The sequence below is a fragment of the Paenibacillus tyrphae genome, from assembly GCF_027925525.1.
Taxonomy (GTDB): domain Bacteria; phylum Bacillota; class Bacilli; order Paenibacillales; family NBRC-103111; genus Paenibacillus_G; species Paenibacillus_G tyrfis_B.
Genome location: NZ_BSDJ01000044.1, coordinates 16,241 through 35,288 on the forward strand (window position 1 = coordinate 16,241; position 19,048 = coordinate 35,288).

At 56.8% G+C, this 19,048-nt stretch carries 14 protein-coding genes; 8 read left to right on the top strand and 6 right to left on the bottom strand.

Annotated features, from left to right (window positions below; all coding sequences use genetic code 11):
- Positions 1-70 precede the first annotated feature (70 nt).
- Entirely contained in the window at positions 71-718 is a 648-nt protein-coding gene (locus QMG93_RS32300) for a helix-turn-helix transcriptional regulator (RefSeq protein WP_281943897.1), read from the top strand.
- 28 nt (positions 719-746) lie between these two features.
- Positions 747-1,502: a J domain-containing protein gene (locus tag QMG93_RS32305; RefSeq protein ID WP_281943899.1), complete on the top strand. Its 756-nt coding sequence runs from the start codon at positions 747-749 to the stop codon at positions 1,500-1,502.
- 122 nt (positions 1,503-1,624) lie between these two features.
- On the opposite strand, the gene QMG93_RS32310 is transcribed toward QMG93_RS32305, so the two are convergent.
- The 6 genes from QMG93_RS32310 to QMG93_RS32335 all read right to left on the bottom strand — a co-directional run bounded on the left by QMG93_RS32310 (position 1,625) and on the right by QMG93_RS32335 (position 8,324).
- Positions 1,625-2,605, bottom strand: a complete 981-nt coding sequence (locus QMG93_RS32310) for an agmatinase family protein (protein WP_281943901.1) — start codon at positions 2,603-2,605, stop codon at positions 1,625-1,627.
- A gap of 38 nt (positions 2,606-2,643) precedes the next feature.
- Positions 2,644-3,414, bottom strand: a complete 771-nt coding sequence (locus QMG93_RS32315) for an amino acid ABC transporter ATP-binding protein (protein ID WP_216796114.1) — start codon at positions 3,412-3,414, stop codon at positions 2,644-2,646.
- Entirely contained in the window at positions 3,411-4,088 is a 678-nt protein-coding gene (locus tag QMG93_RS32320; protein ID WP_251598878.1) for an amino acid ABC transporter permease, read from the bottom strand. Before QMG93_RS32320 ends, QMG93_RS32315 begins: the two co-directional genes overlap by 4 nt.
- A 38-nt stretch (positions 4,089-4,126) precedes the next feature.
- Positions 4,127-4,945: a transporter substrate-binding domain-containing protein gene (locus tag QMG93_RS32325; protein ID WP_281943906.1), complete on the bottom strand. Its 819-nt coding sequence runs from the start codon at positions 4,943-4,945 to the stop codon at positions 4,127-4,129.
- A 411-nt stretch (positions 4,946-5,356) separates the two neighbouring features.
- Positions 5,357-6,715 (bottom strand): sigma-54-dependent transcriptional regulator, encoded by a 1,359-nt coding sequence (locus QMG93_RS32330; protein WP_281943907.1) that lies wholly within the window; start codon positions 6,713-6,715, stop codon positions 5,357-5,359.
- Positions 6,708-8,324 (bottom strand): transporter substrate-binding domain-containing protein, encoded by a 1,617-nt coding sequence (locus QMG93_RS32335; protein ID WP_281943908.1) that lies wholly within the window; start codon positions 8,322-8,324, stop codon positions 6,708-6,710. The genes QMG93_RS32330 and QMG93_RS32335 overlap by 8 nt, the downstream gene beginning before the upstream one ends.
- Before the next feature lie 432 nt (positions 8,325-8,756).
- On the opposite strand from QMG93_RS32335, the gene QMG93_RS32340 reads away from it, so the two are divergent.
- The 6 genes from QMG93_RS32340 to QMG93_RS32365 all read left to right on the top strand — a co-directional run bounded on the left by QMG93_RS32340 (position 8,757) and on the right by QMG93_RS32365 (position 18,578).
- Positions 8,757-11,420 carry an endo-beta-N-acetylglucosaminidase gene (locus QMG93_RS32340; protein WP_281943910.1) on the top strand — a complete coding sequence of 888 codons (2,664 nt, stop codon included), beginning with the start codon at positions 8,757-8,759 and terminating at the stop codon, positions 11,418-11,420.
- Between the two features lie 170 nt (positions 11,421-11,590).
- Positions 11,591-13,444 carry a sensor histidine kinase gene (locus QMG93_RS32345; RefSeq protein WP_281943912.1) on the top strand — a complete coding sequence of 618 codons (1,854 nt, stop codon included), beginning with the start codon at positions 11,591-11,593 and terminating at the stop codon, positions 13,442-13,444.
- Positions 13,422-15,023 carry a response regulator transcription factor gene (locus tag QMG93_RS32350; protein WP_281943914.1) on the top strand — a complete coding sequence of 534 codons (1,602 nt, stop codon included), beginning with the start codon at positions 13,422-13,424 and terminating at the stop codon, positions 15,021-15,023. The genes QMG93_RS32345 and QMG93_RS32350 overlap by 23 nt, the downstream gene beginning before the upstream one ends.
- A gap of 155 nt (positions 15,024-15,178) precedes the next feature.
- Positions 15,179-16,108, top strand: a complete 930-nt coding sequence (locus QMG93_RS32355; RefSeq protein WP_413789365.1) for an ABC transporter permease — start codon at positions 15,179-15,181, stop codon at positions 16,106-16,108.
- A 32-nt stretch (positions 16,109-16,140) separates the two neighbouring features.
- Positions 16,141-17,085, top strand: coding sequence for a carbohydrate ABC transporter permease (locus tag QMG93_RS32360; protein ID WP_281943918.1), 945 nt, complete (start codon positions 16,141-16,143; stop codon positions 17,083-17,085).
- A 23-nt stretch (positions 17,086-17,108) separates the two neighbouring features.
- Positions 17,109-18,578, top strand: a complete 1,470-nt coding sequence (locus QMG93_RS32365) for an ABC transporter substrate-binding protein (protein ID WP_281943920.1) — start codon at positions 17,109-17,111, stop codon at positions 18,576-18,578.
- Positions 18,579-19,048: the final 470 nt, after the last annotated feature.

Below are 19,048 nucleotides of genomic sequence, written 5' to 3' on the forward strand. Positions count from 1 at the left end.
AGTATATAATGGTGAATAATGGAATCATCCGGTGATCAAAATGATGAAGACAGGCAGGTGTAAACGAACCGTGAACATTCAAAGCTTGCATCAAGAGGATCGCTCGACCCGCAGAGAGCTTCTCATCTTGTTAAAGAAGCGGGGCAAAATCAGCATTCAGGAAGCCGCCGAGCAGCTCGGCATCTCGGGGGTAGCCGTTCGGCGCCATATTCACGAACTGCAGAAGGATCAATATGTGCAGACGAATATTCAACGCCAAAGCGCCGGGAGACCGACTTATTTATACAGCCTTACGGAAAAGGCGGGCGCTTTGTTTGCGAACGGCTACGACGCGCTAGTCAACGATTTGATCGACGAAGTGAAGGATAAATTCGGGGTTGGCCAAGTCAGCCGCTTGTTCGACCGGCGGAAAGAGAAATGGCTGCGGAAGCATGAGGAATCGTTTCAAGGCCTGAGTCTGGAGAAACGGGTGGAGCGGCTGGCCCGGTTGCAAGAGCAGGAAGGGTATATGGTTAAGGTGGAAAAGAGAGGGGAAGGAACGATCGTCTTCGAGGAAGCAAACTGCCCGATCTATCAGGTGGCCGTCCGCTACCGGCAGGCTTGCCAATGCGAGCTGTCGCTGTTTCAGGCTTTGCTTGCCGTACCCGTTGTGCGCACGGAATGCATGGCCGAAGGCGGGCGGAAGTGCCAGTATAGAATCAACTCGGGTCGGGTCTAGACTTGGAAGCGGAAGAGGAGGGCAGCGAATGGATGAGACGATGAAGGACCGCTCTGACCCGGAGATGATTACGGTGACGGATGACCGGTTGATTCCGGTCGTGGCTGCGCTGACGAATTTGACGGAAAGCTGGAAGGTCCAGCTAAACAAAAGCGCCGTCAGTCTTCCGATGGCCGTACAGATCGGAAAGAGGCTAAACCGTGAGCAGCAGCGGGCCTTGCTGGAGTTTTGGGAGGATGCCCGCTTGCCCGACAAATATATGAGCAGGGTGCTGCACGCCTTCGCCCGGAATATGCCCGAGTGGGCGGTGCACCAGGTGATCCGTATTTTCCGCCTAGCGGAGAAGATCAAAGCTTCGATGGTTATGCTGAACGATTGGATGGAGCGCTTCGATTCGCTCTATGAGCAGTTTGAGCACGAATTCTGGGAAGGGGAATGGCCCGGGGCGGAAGAGGAGCTGGAGCCGTATCTCGACAGGCTGGAAGCCGAATTTCAAGAGCTGTACCGGCAAGCATCGGACGAGAAAAAGTCGTATAACCGGCATTACGGGGACAGCTCGTCGGACTCTGCGAGGGATTCCGCAAGAACGGCGGGGCCAAGCAGGGGACCGGTGTCCTTTCCGGCGCTAATCGGCGCTGCGGACGACGCTTCGCCTAAAGAGCTGAAACAGCGCTACCGGACATTAATGAAAAAGCTTCACCCGGATCACGGCGGCAGCGCTTATTTGTTCGATTGGGTCAAGCAGGCGCACGACAACTACATGCAGGGCAAATCCAGCTTGTGACAAAAAGACCTGCTGTTACGGCAGCAGGTCCTAGGCTGTTGAGAAAGTGGTTTTAATAAAAAATACATATGGCAGTGGACATCCCACCCCCTCGTACATTTGTATTTCCTTAATTTATCACTTTAAGCAAACGCGAGCCGTCGTCTGGCGAGTCCGGTCAAGAAGTACAACAGAACGTGCAGGCTTATGCGCGACGTTCGGTCGCGCGTATCCCGGCTCGGGTCCACACAGACCATGTCCATGCCGATGACGCGGTTCCACTCCCCGAGCAGCTCGGCGCAAATGAACAAGTCGATCGGCGAGAGGCCGCCCGGCCCGATCGCCGGCACACCGGGGACGTCTGCTTGGTCCAGTACATCGATATCGAACGTGACGTAGACGGAATCCGTTTTGGCGGCGAGCTCGCGGATCGTCCGTTCCAGAATCGGCTTGATGCCTTCCTCCCGGACTTGCCTAGCCGTATAAAGCGTAATACCCTGCTGCTCGGCGAAGTCGCGGTATGCTTTGGAATTGGCGAAGCTGCGCAGGCCGATATTCACGATATCTTCACCTCGGATGACGCTGTTTTCCACCAGACTGCGGATAGGGGTTCCGTTCGATCTGCCGCCGTAGGCCGTATCCCGGACGTCAAGGTGCGCATCGAATTGGATCAGCCCGATGCGCTCTTGACGAACGCTCTGAATGCCCGTCAGCGCCGGGAATGTAATCGAGTGGTCGCCGCCCACCAGACACGGAATCGTGGAGGGGAGCTGCTGCGAAATTTCTTGAAACGCCTGTTCAATATTGCGATGGCACTGCGGGATGTCGGTGACGTGCATGCCGACATCTCCGAGATCGCTGACTTGCAAGCTGCTCAGGTCCAGATCCGCTTCGAAGTTATACGTCGTAAAGGCGCTAAACAGCTGTCTTAGCGTAGCGGGATGCAAATGGGCGCCCGAGAAGCTGATCGAGCTTTTCGACAGGGGCGCCCCGACGATTGCGGCGTCGAGCGGCCGCTGCCCGTCCCATTCCGTAATCCAGTCGCAGAGCCGGGTCACATACGGGTCGCCTGCACCCGGGGTAAAAACTACACCGGGCCGCTGCAGATGAGTGAATTTGTGCATGACGTTTTTTTCTCCTTCGTGCGATTTTATGCGCTTCCTTACTTGCTTTCGAGCACTTGGCTCAGGAACATTTGGGTGCGCGGATGCGAGGGCTTCGTGAAAATTTCGGACGGCTTGCCTTCCTCGATAATGACGCCGCCGTCCATCACGACGACGCGATCCGCGACGTCCCGGGCGAAGCCCATCTCATGCGTGACGATGACCATGGTCATGCCTTCCTTCGCCAAGGTGCGCATGACCTGGAGCACCTCACCGACCGTCTCCGGGTCCAGCGCGGAGGTCGGCTCGTCGAACAGCATCACCTTCGGCTTCATCGCCAGCGCGCGGGCGATGGCGACCCGCTGCTTTTGCCCGCCGGACAGGCTGGATGGACGGGCTTCCGCCTTGTCCTGCAGGCCGACCTTGCGCAGCAGCTCGCGCGCCAATTGCTCGGCGTCTTCCTGGCTCATGCCCCGCAGCGAGATCGGAGCCATCGTAATGTTGTGCAGCACCGACTTGTGCGGGAACAGGTTGAACGATTGGAACACCATGCCGACATCCTGACGGACGGCATTCAGGTCCTTCTGGGGCATTTCCACGGACTGGCCGGCCTGTCCTTGCGCGGGAATGCGGCCGATCGGCTTTCCTTCGATGACGACGCTGCCTTTGTCGTACGTTTCCAGATAGTTGATGCAGCGCAGCAGCGTGCTTTTGCCCGAGCCCGACGGCCCGAGAATGACGACGACCTCTCCTTGCTGCACCTGAAGATCGACGCCGCGCAGTACGTGGTTGCTGCCGAACGACTTGTGAATCCCGTTTATTTGTATCATCGCATATCATCCCCCGTTCCGAGACGTCTTTCCAACACTAGGCCGATAAACCCGATCAGGTTGTTGACCAAATAGTACAGAATCGCGATAGCCAGCAAAAATTCGATCGTTTTGTACGTGTCGGCAATCAGCAGATTCGCCTGCCGGAACAGCTCGACGACCGTAATCGTCGACAGCAGGGAGGAGTTTTTCGTGAGCGAGATGAACTCGTTGGTCATCGGCGCCAGCATGCGGATCGTCGCCTGCGGGATTACGATCTTGCGCATCGTCTGCGCATAGGAGAAGCCGAGGGAACGCCCGGCTTCCATCTGCCCTTTGTCGATCGACTGAACGGCTCCGCGGATGACCTGGGAAGCATACGCGCCGCTGTACATGCCCAAGGCGACGACGCCGGATACCCACGGGACCGTATCGATGCCGAACACGATCGGCAGTCCGTAATAGAGCAGGAACAGCTGCACGAGCAGCGGGGTCCCCCGGAACCAGGACAGATAAGCGAGCGATACATATTTCCACGGCTTGAATTTGGACATTTGTCCGAACGAAATGAACGTCCCGATGATCAGGCTGAGCACAAACCCGCCCAGCGTATAAATGACCGTATACCATAACGATTGCAGCAGCAGCCGGATATTCTGCCACTCGCCAAGGACGCTGAAGTCAAAATGCTGCATAGTTTCCCTCCTAATCGCGAGTTAAGCTGCCTGGCCAATTATTCGAACCACTTTTTAACAATTTCGTTGTATTTGCCGCTGTCTTTAACCTTCTTGACCGCATCGTTGACAGCCTTCACGAATTCCGGGTTATCCTTGCGGACGCCATAGCCGTAGTACTCTTCCGTGAGCGTTTGGGGCAGTACTTTGACCGTGCCTTTTTCTTTGGCGTAAGCTTTGGCGGCCGGGAATCCGGTGATGACGGCATCGGTCTTGCCGGTTTCCAGCTCCAGGAACATTTCCGTGTTTTTCTCCACTTGGACAAGCTCAATGTTTTTACGGCTTTCTTCCACGAATTTGACCGATTTCGTGCCGATCTGCACCGCTGCTTTCTTTCCGACCAGATCGTCGAAGCCTTTTATCGTGTCGTTGTCTTTCTTCACCATGATGGAAAGGCCGCCCGGAAAATACGAATCGGAGAAGTCAATCGTCTTCTTGCGCTCGTCGGTAATATACATGGCCGAGACGATAAGATCGAACTTCTTCGCCTGCAGCCCCGGAATGAGTCCTTTGAATTCGGTGTCCACGAATTCGACTTTGTCGGCGCCGAGCTCTTTGGCCACCGCACGGATCAGCTCGATGTCGAAGCCTTCGAATTGGTCGCCGGATTTGTATTCGAACGGTTTGAAAGTGGCGTCCGTTCCGACCGTAAGCGTTTTCGTCTTAGCGATTTTAGAAAGGATTTCGTTGCTGCTGGCAGCTGCCGCCGGAGCTTGCTGACCTGCCGAAGCGTCGGGCTTGCTGCCGCACGCCGAAACCATGAGCGTTAACATACAGAATACTGCCAGAAAAGCCTGCTTTTTTGGTTTGAACATCATTGTATAATTCCCCCTGCATATCGTTTTGTCGTTACGCTTTTTCTATAAGCAAATATCGTGCCAATAGATCTTTAACAGAGCGAACGGCAGGAGGGTTTGGCTTGGATTAGGGGGAGGAGCGGGATAGGATGAGGAGCGGATAGGATAAGGTAAGCCATGGAACGGAAAAAAGCGGAGAGAAGGGAACGTGGCGGAATGATGGCGGATAGCGACAAGCGGTGAAGCAGAGCGGGAAGACGGAAGGCCGGTGGGCAGGTGAAAACGGTGAGGTAGGAGGAAAGGTGGCGAGCAAGCCGAAAAAGCGGAAGCAGACAAGAGTCGACGGGCAGGAGAAGGTGCCGATAGAGCGAAAAAAGCGGCGGAAATTGCCGGGGCGGCGAAATCTGCCGGGCGGTTTTTGCCGCCCGGTCCTTATTCGGCCCGATAGCGGGCCAGCTTGTCGCGCAGCGTGCGCTCTCCGATGCCGAGCGTCTCCGCTGTCTTGCGCCGGTTGCCGTCCATCGCTTGGAGCGTAGACAGAATGACCTTTCGCTCGATCGCGTCCATCGTTTCTCCGACATAAACAGGCACAAGCTTGCTATCGGCGGGCTGCGTCGGCTTCGTCTGCAGGTCTCCGGGGAGGTCACCAACCGTCACCCGGTCGCCGTCCGCTAGTGCAATCGAGCGCTCGATGATGTTCTGCAGCTCCCGCACGTTGCCGGGAAACGGGTAGTCCAGCAGCAGCTGAACCGCGTCCGGCTCGATGCCTTTGATTTGCTTGGACATGCGCTCGTTGATTTTGTTGATGAAGTGCTGAATTAGCGACGGGATGTCTTCTTGCCGCTCGCGCAGCGGCGGCAGCAGGATCGGAATGACGTTCAGCCGGTAATACAGGTCCTCCCGGAACTTGCCCTGCTGAATTTCCTTCTTCAAGTCCCGGTTGGTGGCTGCAATAATCCGCACATCGATCGCGATTTCCTTCTGCCCGCCGATCCGCATGATCGCTTTCTCCTGAAGCACGCGGAGCAGCTTGCTCTGCAGCCCGATATCGAGCTCGCCGATCTCGTCCAGAAACAGCGTGCCGCCGTTGGCTGTTTCGAAAATGCCCGTTTTCCGCGCCACGGCGCCGGTAAAGGCACCCTTCTCATAGCCGAACAGCTCCGATTCGATCAAGTTGGCGGGGATGGCGGCGCAGTTGATCGTCGAGAACACCTGCTTCTGCCGGTCGCCGGCAAAATGAATCGCGCGCGCCACCAGCTCTTTCCCTGTACCGCTTTCCCCCATGATCAGGACGCTAGAATCGATGTTCTTGACCTTGTCGATCAGCGAGAAGACGTTTTGCATCTGCGAGCTGTGCCCGATCAAGCCGTGCACGTCGTACGCTTTTTGAATCTCTTCGTTCAGCCATTCGACTCGCGATTGCAGCTGAAACTGCTCCATCGCTTTTTCCAGCAGCACTTTCAACTCATGAATATCGATCGGCTTGGCAGCATAGTAGAACGCGCCTTGCCGCATCGCTTCCACCGCCGACGGGATGCTGCCGTACGCCGTCATGATGATCACGATCGTCCGGGGGGAGATGCTGCGGATTTGCTTCAGCACCTCGATGCCGTCGCGCATCCCGAGCCTCAGGTCGAGCAGGGCGATCGAGAAGGCGACGTGGGAGAACAGGGCGATGGCCTCGTCGGGGTCGGTGGACGCATAAACCTCGTAATCGTCTTCCAAAATAAACGAAAGCGACTTGCAGATCGCAATTTCATCGTCCAGTATAAGCAGGTTCGGTTTAGGCATGCTCGTCTTCCTCCAGTTGGCTCGGTAGTTTCAATACGATTCGGGTCCCGGCTCCTTTCTCGCTCGTCACTTCGATTTCCCCGCGGTTATCCCGCACCAACTGATAGCTGATCGACAGCCCGAGACCGACGCCGCCCGCTTTTTTGGTGAAGAACGGCTCGAAAATTTTCGGCAAATCGTCCGCATCGATCCCTTCCCCGGTATCCTCGATCTCTAGAATGACGAACGGCTGCTGCACCTGCGCGGCGATGCGGAGCGTTCCGCCGCCCGGCATCGCGTCGATGGCGTTGCGGATCAAGTTGATCAGCACCTGCTTGATTTGCTGGGCATCCGCCCACACGTATGCGGAATCCGGCACATCAAGCTGCACGACAATGTGTCTTTCCTCGAAAAGGTTATGAAAAAACAAAGCGACGGCCCGCACCTGTTCCTCCAGCTTGAACAGCGTTTTCTCTGGCGGCTTCTCGCGGGCGAAGTCCAGCAGCTCCGTCACGATCCGGTTCAGCCGCATCACTTCCTCGGTGACGTGCATCGTGAAAAATTCGCGGTACTCCTTGTTGTCGTACTTGAAGGGCAGCGCCTGGGAATACGATAAAATCGAAGTGATCGGATTGCGGATTTCATGGGCGATGCCCGCGACCAGTTGGCCGAGCGATTGCAGCCGGTCCCGCCGGGCCAGCTCGTCCAGCGTCTTCTTGTAGGCGTCCAGCCGTTTCTTCAATTCCCGCTTGAGCGTGAAGTTCCACCATAGGATCAGCAGCAGGACGGCTGCCGTAATGACAAGTCCCGCCACGACGTAGGACAGAAGCTCCTTCAGCCGCGGAGCGGACGGATAAATATATTCGCCGAACCATTTTCGTTCGATTTTGGCATAGGTGCCGTTCGATTTCAGCTCGCGCAGCCCGTGATTGATTTCGCCGAGCAATGTTTCGTTCTTCTTAAGCACGACAAGGCCGTAGTCCGTCGGAGCAATCGGATCGCCGACCAGCTTCACCTGGTCCTGCTGGCGGTTTTTTTGCAGCACGTACTGGCCGGTGATCTGGTTGCCGATAAAAGCGTCCACTTGACCGCCGAGCAGAAGCCGGATCGCTTCCTCCTGATTTTCCGCCGCGAGCACGGTGGCGTTCGGAATGCGCTGCATCGCTTCGCTGCTGATGTCGCCTTCCTGCACGGCGATTTTGCGGTTCTGCAGGTCGGTCAGCGAATGGACGGAATACGAGTCCTTGCGCACGAAGATACCCTGCGAGCTTGTAAAATACGGCTCGGAGAAGCGGTAGCTCTGGGCCCGCTCCTGGCTGTACTTCATGCCTTGAATGGCATCCACCTTGCCGCTTTCCAGCGCTTTAATCGCTTCGCTCCAGGGCATAGGATAAAATTCGAACGAAATGCCGGTTTCGAGCGAGAGCGCATTCAACATATCCACGTTAAATCCCTGAAACGTGCCGTTGGCGACAAATTCGAATGGCGGAAAATTGTTGTCTCCGGCAACACGCATCACCTTGCGCGGCTCCGAAGGAACGATATCGACGGCGGCGGCTCCGGGGAGCATGACGGATAGGAGCAGAACGGAGAGTATCGGAATAAAGGCGGCAAGTCTGACAAGCTTCATAGATGTTCGATCCTTTCTGCCGAGAGGGGGTCAAAGTGCGGCGAATAAAAGGCCGCTGCGCGAGCGGATCATTCTTCCGATCGCTCTTGTCCCCGGATTCTTAAATTGGATAATACCTTCAGCGGTTAGAATCCGGGGACAAAGGCGACCGCTTACGCTTCTCCAGAACGATTCCGCTCGCTCCGCTGTTATTCGCCGGACTTTTACCTAGTATTATATCTCCAAAAGCGGCTCATCGATCAAGTTTCTTCATTTCGTCCACTGGATCTTTAATAATTCCACTTTTGGAAGCGCTATGTTTTTCCATACAATGGGATGGAAGGATGCGCTTTCATGGAATATGGAGCGTGTCCGTATCCTCTGAAGGGTGGAGGGGGATGCCCGGAACGGATGCCGGACAGTCCGAAATTTAACCAAACGGGAGGAAACACGATGAAAAAACGATGGACCGGTCTTCTACTGTTCATGTTCTCATGCCTGGTGTTTGCCGCGGGCGCTCAAGCGGCGCAGCCGCACTCGTCCTACTGGTTCCCGGAGGATCTGCTCCGCTGGACGCCGCAGGGAGATAAGGACGCGGAGTTCAACCGCAGCACGATTGCTTTGCAGGACCGCTTCACAGGATATCAGGTTAACAAGCACGCTACGGTCGAGCCTAAAGTGGCAGCGCTTTCGGCGATGAACCGGCAAACCAGCGGCGTGCCGTCGCAAGGGTCGGAGAAATTCGATGCGAATACGTTCGGTTACTGGGCGTACGTCGACAAGCTGGTCTATTGGGGCGGATCGTCGGGCGAAGGCATCATCGTGCCGCCGAGCGCGGACGTAACGGATGCGGCCCATAAGAACGGCGTTCCGGTGCTGGGCACCGTCTTTTTCCCGCCAAGCGTATACGGGGGCAAGTTCGAATGGGTGAAGCAGACGATCCGGCAAAACCCGGACGGTTCGTTCCCTGTAGCGGATAAGCTGCTCGAAGTGGCGAACTATTATGGCTTCGACGGCTGGTTTATTAACCAGGAGACGGAAGGCGCTACGCCGGAAGATGCCGCGACGATGCAGAAGTTCCTTGCTTACCTGCAAGCGAAGAAGCCGGCAGGGATGCAGATCATGTGGTACGACTCGATGACATCCAGCGGATCGATCGATTGGCAGAACGCGCTGACGGACCGCAACCAAATGTTCCTGCAGCAGGGCAGCGAACGCCGCTCCGACAGCATGTTCCTGAATTTCTGGTGGCGTTCGCTGGAACCGTCCGCGAGCAAGGCCAAGAGTTTGGGCCGCAGCCCGTACGAGCTGTTCACGGGCATCGATGTCGAAGCGAAGGGCTACGATACGAAAATTAGCTGGAACGCGATTTTTCCCGAGGGCAAGAAAGCGGTTACATCGCTCGGCATTTACCGCCCGGACTGGGCATTCAACTCGTCGGAAAATCAAGAGCAATTTTACGCGAAGGAAAATAAATTCTGGGTCGGCCCGACCGGCAACCCGGCCAATACGTCCGGCACGGCCGATTGGAAGGGCATCGCGCACTATGTCGTAGAACAGTCGCCGGTGAACGACCTGCCGTTTACGACGAACTTCAATACGGGCAACGGGCAGCTGTTCGCCGTGAACGGGGAAGTCGTACGGACGACGCCGTGGAATAACCGGAGCTTGCAGGATGTGCTACCGACGTGGCGCTGGATTGCGGAAAGCAAAGGGGAAGCGTTGAAGCCGAGCTTCGACTTCACGACCGCTTATTATGGCGGCAGCTCCTTGAAGCTGGCGGGAACGCTCAGTCCGCAGAACGCTACAAATCTTAAGCTGTACAAGACGGACCTGCTCGTAGAGCAGAATACGAAGCTGTCGCTTACTTTCAAGACGCAGACGAAGCACGCGGACCTGAAGGTGGGGCTGTCGTTCACCGATCAGCCCGACAAGTTCGTATTCCTTGACGCGGGCGGCCTGCATCCCGGAACGTGGGATACGCAGACGTTCAATCTGAATCCGTACCGCGGCAAGCGGATCGCCGCTATCTCTCTGTATGCGGACGCGAAGCAGACGATTTCGGATTTCTCGGTCAACATCGGGCAGCTCTCCGTCTATAACACCAAAGACGATCCGAACCCGGTACCCGAGGTACGCGGTTTGAATGTGAGGGAAGCGGAGTTCAAGGACGGCATCTACGGCGATGCCCGTTTGGAATGGTCGGCGACGGATCGTCCGGTCCGCTACTTCGAGGTGTACCGGGTGAAGCCGGACGGCAGCAAGGAGCTGCTCGGCGTCACTCCGAACCGGGTGTACTACGTGCCGATGCTGCGCCGGATCGGGCCGGAAGCGCAGACGAAGCTGGAAGTCGTCGCGCTCAGCGCGGACGGACGGCGCGGCAAAGCGGCGCAGACCGTGGTGACCTGGCCGGCATACCCGAAACCGGTAGCGGCGTTCGCGGCGGATAAGACGCTCGTCGCACCGGGACAGCCGGTGACGTTCATCGACCAATCGTCCGAGGTGACGGAGCAGCGGGTATGGTCGTTCCCGGGCGGAACGCCGTCCACAAGCACCGAGAAGCAGCCGGTCGTCACCTATGCCGCCGAAGGAACGTATAGCGTGACGCTGACAGCGAAGAACTCGGTTGGCGACAGCATCGTAACCAAAGAAGCGTTCATCACCGTGACCAAGGACGCTGCCGGCGGGGTGAAAAATCTCGCCCTGAACAAGCCGGCGACGGCGGACGGCGCTTGCGGACCGAACGAAGCGGCAGCCTACGCCTTCGACGGCAAGGTGACGGGCAACAGCAAGTGGTGCGCGCTCGGCAGCGGACCGCACTGGCTGTCGGTCGATCTGGGCGCGAGCTACACGATCAGCGAGTTCGTCGTGAAGCATGCGGAAGCGGGCAGCGAAGCGGCTGCGTTCAATACCCGTGATTTCCACATCCAAGTCAGCAATGACGGCAGCACTTGGAGCGACGTCGTTCAGGTTCAAGGCAATACGGCCGCGGAGAGCAAGCATCCAATCGCGCTGACGAAGGCGAGATACGTGAAGCTGACCATCGATAAGGCCACGCAAGGCGGCGATACGGCCGCTCGTATTTACGAGTTCGAAGTGAACGGATTGGCAAAATAGCACGGAGGCCGCTTGTCTACCTTATCTGCGGATAAGGAGACAGGCGGTCTTTTTGCCCCTTTCCGAAGCACGTTGGCGTTCGTAGCCGCGAAGGCCGAAAACGATAATTCCAGACGGCTGCGAATACATATGACCTATGGGGAAAATCGGATGCGGAAGGAGGAGCAGTTATGGTTTCGGGGGTCCGAACGTTTTACAAAAATCATATCGAGAAGAAGCTGTTCAACAAAATTTTGCTGCTGTATTCACTCATTATCGTCGTCTCCTTGACGGCGCTCGCCGTTCTGATTTACCGCAACACCGCCGAGCAATCGACGCGCAAGGAGCTGGAAGCGGCAAAGCAGGTGCTGGAGCGGGCGACGCACGAGGTGGAGCGCAGGTATGAGGCCGGTCAGCAGATGGTGTTCCAATTGTACAAGGACGAGCGGCTGCTTCGGGACGTGCTGTTTTTTCTCAACAACGATTTTTCCGATTATCTTCGTTACCGGCTGGACCGTTTTGCGGACAATGCCGGTTTTGTCGACAAAAACATGGATTCGTATTTCCAATCGCTGACCTTCGACCGGGAAATTCAGACGATCTGGTTATACAGCAGCGTCAAGGGCTTCCTGTACGCGTACCGCGGGCTGGAGGAACAGGGCTTCGTCTATCCGGGACCGGAAAATCCGAAAGTTGCCGATCCGATCCGCCGTATCCGTCAGACCAGGTCCTTTGCGCCGCCGCCGTCGTTCGAGCCGGGAGCGGACGGGGACCGCAACCGCATGTTTACGATGGCTAACGACATTAACGATCCGATTACCTTGCAGAATCACGGCACCCTGCTTGTCGATTGGAAATGGACCGGCATGGACCGGATCGTGCAGAACGATCGGAGCGATTTCAAGGGGGAGCTGCTTCTGCTGACGGCGGACGGGACCGTGCTGTACGACTCCTCCCGGCGCTATACGGGACAGAGCTACCCATACATGCACGCCCTGCGGGACCAATCGGACCCGATTGCGCTGGACGAGCCGGCCTATGTGCAGATGAAGACGTTGAACCAAGGCGGCGTCGTACTCGCGAGCATCGTGCCGGTAGCGAAGGTAAGCGAAGGGCTTCAGGGGATGAAGCGAACGGTGATCGCAGGTACAGGCTTGTGTGTAGCCGCCGCCGTGCTGCTGTCGTATTTGCTGATGATCAATTTCTCGCGCCGCACGCAGACGGTCATTCGCGCCATGCGCAAGCTGCAGGATGGGGACCTCTCGGTTCGCGTAACCGTGCAGAAGGAAGACGAGCTGTTCCACATCGCCACCAGCTTCAACAAAATGTGCGAAACGCTGCAAGAGCACATCCAGCGGGTATACTTGTCCGAGATCAAGCAGCGGCAGGCGGAGCTGCTGGCGTTGCAGGCGCAGATCCAGCCTCATTTTCTGTATAACACACTGGAGGCGATCCGGCTCAAAGCGGTGATGGACGGCAACCGGGATGTCGGGGATATGATCTACAGCTTGGGCGCGCTGTTCCAGAATCTGATCAAGCACGAGACGATGGTCACCGTTCAGGACGAGGTCCAGCTGTGCCGGCTGTATTTGAACCTGCTGCGGGCTCGCTATCCGAACCGGTTTGACTATGAGATTGCGGTCGACGAAGCCGTGGGCCGTTGTACGATTCTGAAGCTGACACTCCAGCCGATCGTCGAAAACTGCATCCGCCATGCCTTCCATGGCGCTGCTCCGGACGGCCGGGAGCGCCGGATTCTCATCCGCGGCTGGACCGAAGGCTCCGACGTCCGCATCGCCGTTGCCGACAACGGCTCGGGCATCGTGCCGGAGCGGCTGGCGCAGCTGCAGCGAGATTTGGCGCATCCGCCGCAACCGTCCGGCGCGTCCATCGGTCTGACGAACGTGAACGAGCGGCTGAAGCACAGCTTCGGGCAAGTATACGGCTTGCGGGTCGACAGTCGTTCCGGCGAAGGGTCGACGGTGACGATCACGATTCCGGGAAGCGTAAGGGGGAACGAGTATGTATCGCGTATTTCTGGTTGACGACGAGCCGTTTATCATGGAGGGACTCGCTTATTTGATCGACTGGGAGCGGCACGGGCTGCAGATTGTCGGCAAGGCTGGGGACGGGGCGGAAGCGCTCGAAGCTTTGACCGGCGAGCCGATCGATATTTTGATTACCGACATCCAGATGCCCTATATGAACGGCCTGGATCTGATTCGCAGCGTAAGAGAGCTGCAGCCGGACGTGAAATTCATTATTTTAAGCGGGTACAACGATTTCGACTATGTGAAAGAAGGCGTCACGCTCGGCATCGAAAATTATTTGCTGAAGCCGGTCAATACGGAAGAATTGATCCGGACACTGACCGCCACCGTTGCCAAAATCGAGCAGTCCGTCTACAAGGAAGAAAGCATTAAGCGGCATCTGGAAATTATCCGCGACAATCTCTTGTACCGCTGGGTCACGGCGGCCATCGAGCCGGAGGAGCTGAGAAACCGCGAGGAACTGCTCGGCATCCGGCTGGGCCTGCCGGGGTATGTAGCAGGCATCGTCAAGCTGTTATTCGATCAGGAGCAGGCGGAGACCGCCGAGGTGTCGTCCCGCGCGGAGACGATTGCCGCCGTAAGGACGTATTGCCAGCGGACTGCGCAGTCTTACGGCCCGGAGCAGGCCGTGTTCGCCGATCTCGAAGGGGATCTTGTGCTGCTCGCGGGGCTGAATGATGTCGATGCGGACCGGACCGGCTTCGTCCGCTTCATGACGGAGCTTCAAGCCGCCATCCGCGAGCGGTGGGGCCTGCCGCTGCTGGTGACGGTCGGCGAAGCGTCCAAGGGCGAGGCGTCGGCCCATCGCAGCTACCGCACCGCCAAGCGGATGCAGGACTACTATGTGCTCGCGCCGCACGACGGGCCACTTGTCTACGAAGCGCCCACTCTACCCGCAGCGGCGGAACCTGCGGCGCCTGCGCAGGCGGAGCTGGCCCATTTCTGCAAGCTGCTGTCGGCCGGGAAGAAGGACGAGGCGCTCGCTTGGGTCGGGGAAGCGTTCGCGCGTCTCCGGGAGACGGAAGGGCTCGCACCGTCCGATGTCCAGAACACGGCGATGGCCGTGCTTGCGGCCGCCGTGCATCATGCGAATCTGATGCGGCAGGAGCATGAAGGCGCCATCGGCGATTACAAGCATTTGTTCTCGCAGGTCGTCAAGCCGCAGACGATGCAGGAGCTGGAGGAACTGGTCGAACGCTTCGTCGACCGTGTGCTTTTCGCGTCCGATGCGGCGGAGCGGGAGTACAGCCCCGTCATCCGGCAGGTGCTGCGCGAGGTCGAGCGCCGCTATGGGGATGAGCTGTCTTTGAAGACGTTAAGCCAGGCCTTTCACATGAACCCGGTTTATTTGGGCCAGCTTTTCCATAAGGAGACGGGGGAGACATTCTCCGATTACGTGAACAAGTACCGGCTTGCCCAAGCGAAGGCGCTGCTCGTCGAATCGAATCTGAAAACGAGCGATATTTCCGCCCGGGTCGGGTATACGGATACGAGCTATTTTTACAAGCAGTTCCGCAAATATTACGGCTTCTCGCCGACGGAATACCGCAATTGGAGCAAGCTGGGAGACTGATGAAAACGTTTCTATAGTTTCTCCACCCGTTCTATAGTTTCTTAACTTTCTGCCGCGCTCCGCATTGGGTAAAGTTAGAAAAGAAAGAGATGTATGCGTTTTCTGAAATGGAGCTTGCGGACGCAAAAGAACGGGGGTGAAAAGCTGTGGGAACCATTGGACGTACACTCAAGAAGCTTAACCGCAACAAAACCTTTTTGCTCATGGTGCTGCCGGGAGCCGTCTATTTCCTGCTGTTCAGCTATTTGCCGATGCCGGGGGCGATCATAGCCTTCAAGGAATACCGTTTCGACCGGGACGGCTTTCTGGCGAGCATATGGCGGAGCAAGTGGACCGGCTTCAAAAACTTCGAATTTTTATTTCAATCCGAAGACGCTTACATCATCGTGCGCAATACGTTGCTGTACAATTTTGCGTTTATCGTGCTGGGCACGGTTTTATCGGTGATTATGGCCGTTATTTTGCATGAAATCGTCAGCCGCCGGTGGGCGAAAATTTACCAGACCGGCATGTTCCTGCCTTACTTTTTGTCCTGGGTCATCGTCAGCTATTTCTTGTTCAGCTTCCTGAGCGTGGATCGCGGGGTGCTGAATCAGGCGCTGACGGCGCTCGGCATGGAGCGCGTCTCTTGGTACGCGGAGCCGGCCTATTGGCCTTACATTCTCGTGCTTGTCAACCTGTGGAAGGGTGTCGGTTATTCCAGCGTCGTCTACCTGGCGGCCATCATCGGCATCGACAAGTCGTATTACGAAGCCGCGATGATCGACGGCGCAGGCAAATGGCAGCAGATTTGGAGCATTACCTTGCCCTTTATCCGGCCGATGATCATCATCCTGACGGTGCTGGCGATCGGCGGCATTTTCCGCGCGGACTTCGGCTTGTTCTATCAGGTGCCGCGCAATACGGGCGCGCTGTTCCCTGTGACCAACGTTATCGATACATACGTGTACCGGGGACTGAAGGTGACGGGCAATATCGGCATGAGCACGGCGGCCGGGTTGTATCAATCGGTGGTCGGACTCGTTTTGGTGCTAGTGACCAACGCTGTCGTGAAGCGGATCAACAAAGAGAACGCTTTATTTTAACCACTTCGACGAAAAGGAAAGGGGGAGTCGGCTTGCCAAGTCCGAATGCGCCTACCGCTGCCGTGCGGAAGAAGAGCCGGGACTTTACGAAGCTGTCGCCGTTCTGGAACGGCGTATGCCACGCAATCGCCGGCGGGTTTGCCATTGCCTGCGTATTTCCGTTCGTCTTCGTCGTCATCATCTCGCTGACGGATGAGCAAGCGTTGGCGAACAACGGCTATCAGGTGTTTCCGGAGATGTGGAGCTTCGAGGCGTACCGGTACCTTTTTCGAACCGGAGGTCAGCTGTTCCGGTCCTATGGGGTGACGCTCTTCGTTACCGTCGTCGGAACGCTGCTCAGCGTGCTGACCGTTGCGTTGTACGCTTATGCACTGTCCAGAAACAATTTCGCGTACCGGAACGCCTTTGCGTTTTTCGCCTTCTTTACGATGCTGTTTAACGGCGGGCTGGTGCCTTCCTACATCGTGACGACACAGGTGCTGCATTTGAAGGATACGGTGTGGGCGCTTATTTTGCCTACGTGCGTCAGCGCTTTCTCGATCTTGATCATGCGCACATTTTTCAAGCAGATGATTCCCGATGCGATCATTGAATCCGGCCGAATCGACGGGGCGGGCGAATGGAAGGTGTTCACGCATTTGGTGCTGCCCATCTCGCTGCCGGGATTGGCGACGATCGGCCTGTTCAGCACGCTCGGTTACTGGAACGATTGGTTCAACGCGCTGCTGTACATCGACAGCCCGAATCTGCTTCCGCTGCAGTCGCTGCTGATGAAGATCGAGAGCAACATTCAGTTTATCGTGCAAAACTCCAATCTCAGCGACGCCACCCAGCGCTTCGAAATCGCCAAGTCGCTGCCGCAGGAGTCTTCGAGAATGGCCATGGTCGTCCTGGCCACCGGTCCGATCGTGCTCGCTTATCCGTTCTTTCAACGGTATTTCGTGCAGGGGCTGACGATCGGAGCGGTCAAAGAATAACATCGTACAAGGAGGAATGCTGCATGTTCAAACGGAAACGACTCGCCGCCGGGCTCGCCTCGGTGCTGATGCTGTCCGCGCTGGCCGCTGGGTGCTCCGGCGGTGCAGGCAACCCTGCCCAAGAAGGAGCAGGCGCCGGAAAAGCAGACGGCCAGCCTGTCGAGCTGATCTGGTACACGATCGGCGGACCGCAAAAGGATGCCGACAAAGTGATGGAGGCTGTCAGCAAATATACGAAAGAGAAGATCAACGCCACTGTGAAAATGAAGATGATCGATTGGGGCGACTACTCGCAGAAGATGCAGGTCATCTCCGTATCCGGCGAGCCTTACGACATCGCGTTTACGAGCTCGTGGGCCTTCGACTACGTGCAGAACGCCCGCAAAGGGGCATTTTACGAGATGGACGGCCTGCTGGACAAATACGGGCAGGGCATCAAGAAGGCCGTACACCCTTCGTTCCTCGAAGGCTCCAAGGTGAACGGACACAACTACGGGGTGCCGACGAACAAGGAGCTGCCTGCGCAGGCGGTATGGCGGTTCAATAAGCAGTACATCGACAAATACAAAATGGACCTATCGAACGTAAGTTCGCTGGAAAGTTTGGAGCCGCTGCTCAAGACGATGAAGGAAAACGAACCGGGCGTATACCCGATTCCAAGCAACGTTGACCCGTTCGTTCCGTTCGATTCCGTCGTACAGGGCATCCCGTTCGGAGTACGGCTCGATACGCAGGATTACAAGATCGTCAACGTATTCGAGACGCCCGAGTACCGTCAAATGAGCGAAACGATGCGCAAATACTACAAGGCGGGCTATTTGCCGCCCGACGTCGCGACCAAAACAGGCAACGATCACGAGAAAACCGGCAAATGGCTCGTCGACAAAGCGCATACGGTCCCGTTCGCGGACAATTTATGGTCGGAAGGCTTTAAATACGAGATCGTCTCGAAGCCGATTCACGAGCCGATTGTGTTCAACTGGTCGGTGACCGGCTCCATGATGGCAATCTCTGCGAATTCCAAGCATCCTGAGAAAGCGATGGAGTTTTTGAACCTGCTGAACTCGGACGCGTATTTGCGGAATTTGGTAAACTACGGCCTCGAAGGCACGCACTATAAAAAAGTTTCCGAAGGCGTCATCGAGCTGACCCCGGATTCCGGTTACTCCATGCCGTCGTTTACGCTCGGCAACATGTTCCTGCTGAACCGGTTCCCGAAAGACCCGGCCGACAAGTGGGAGCAGTACGACAAGTTCAACAAATCGGCCAAGAACGCGCCGCTGCTCGGCTTCCAGTTCGACTCCTCGAAGGTGGAGAACGAGCTTGCCGCCGTCAAGAGCGTATCGGAGGAGTTCAAGAAAGCGCTGGAGACCGGCTCCGTCGAGCCGTCAGAGGTGCTGCCCAAAGCGATCGACAAGTTGAAAGCCGCCGGTATCAACAAAGTGATGGACGAGGCGCAGAAGCAGCTCGACGCGTGGAGAGCGAAGAAATAAATGTAGAGAAACGGCCGTCTCTGACGCAGGCATTGCGCGGGGGCGGCTTTGTTATGAGCTGCCGTGAGGGAAGAGGGGAGACGTATCCCGCAGCCGAGGCGACAGGGGGAATGTGGCAGATTTGAACATGGTATCCAGTGCGGACAGGCGCGGACCAGACATGGACTCATCTGGTGCGGACAGGCCCAGACCTGGACATGACATCTAGCTCGAACCAGGTGTGAACTCGGACGCAGCATCCGGCGCGGATCAGGCACGAACCCGGACATGAGATCCGGTGCCGACATGCGTGAACTCGGACGAGGCTCCGATCAGACTCGGAACAGATAAGCCGTGACCGGACCAAGCTTGAAAAATAAAGGAACTACGATGAGCTAAGCTTAATGTTGGTGCAATTTTCGAAGTATAGAGGAACTGAGATCATTTAAGTGTGTCGAAAAATGTTCGTACCTACCCAAATGGGAGCTTTA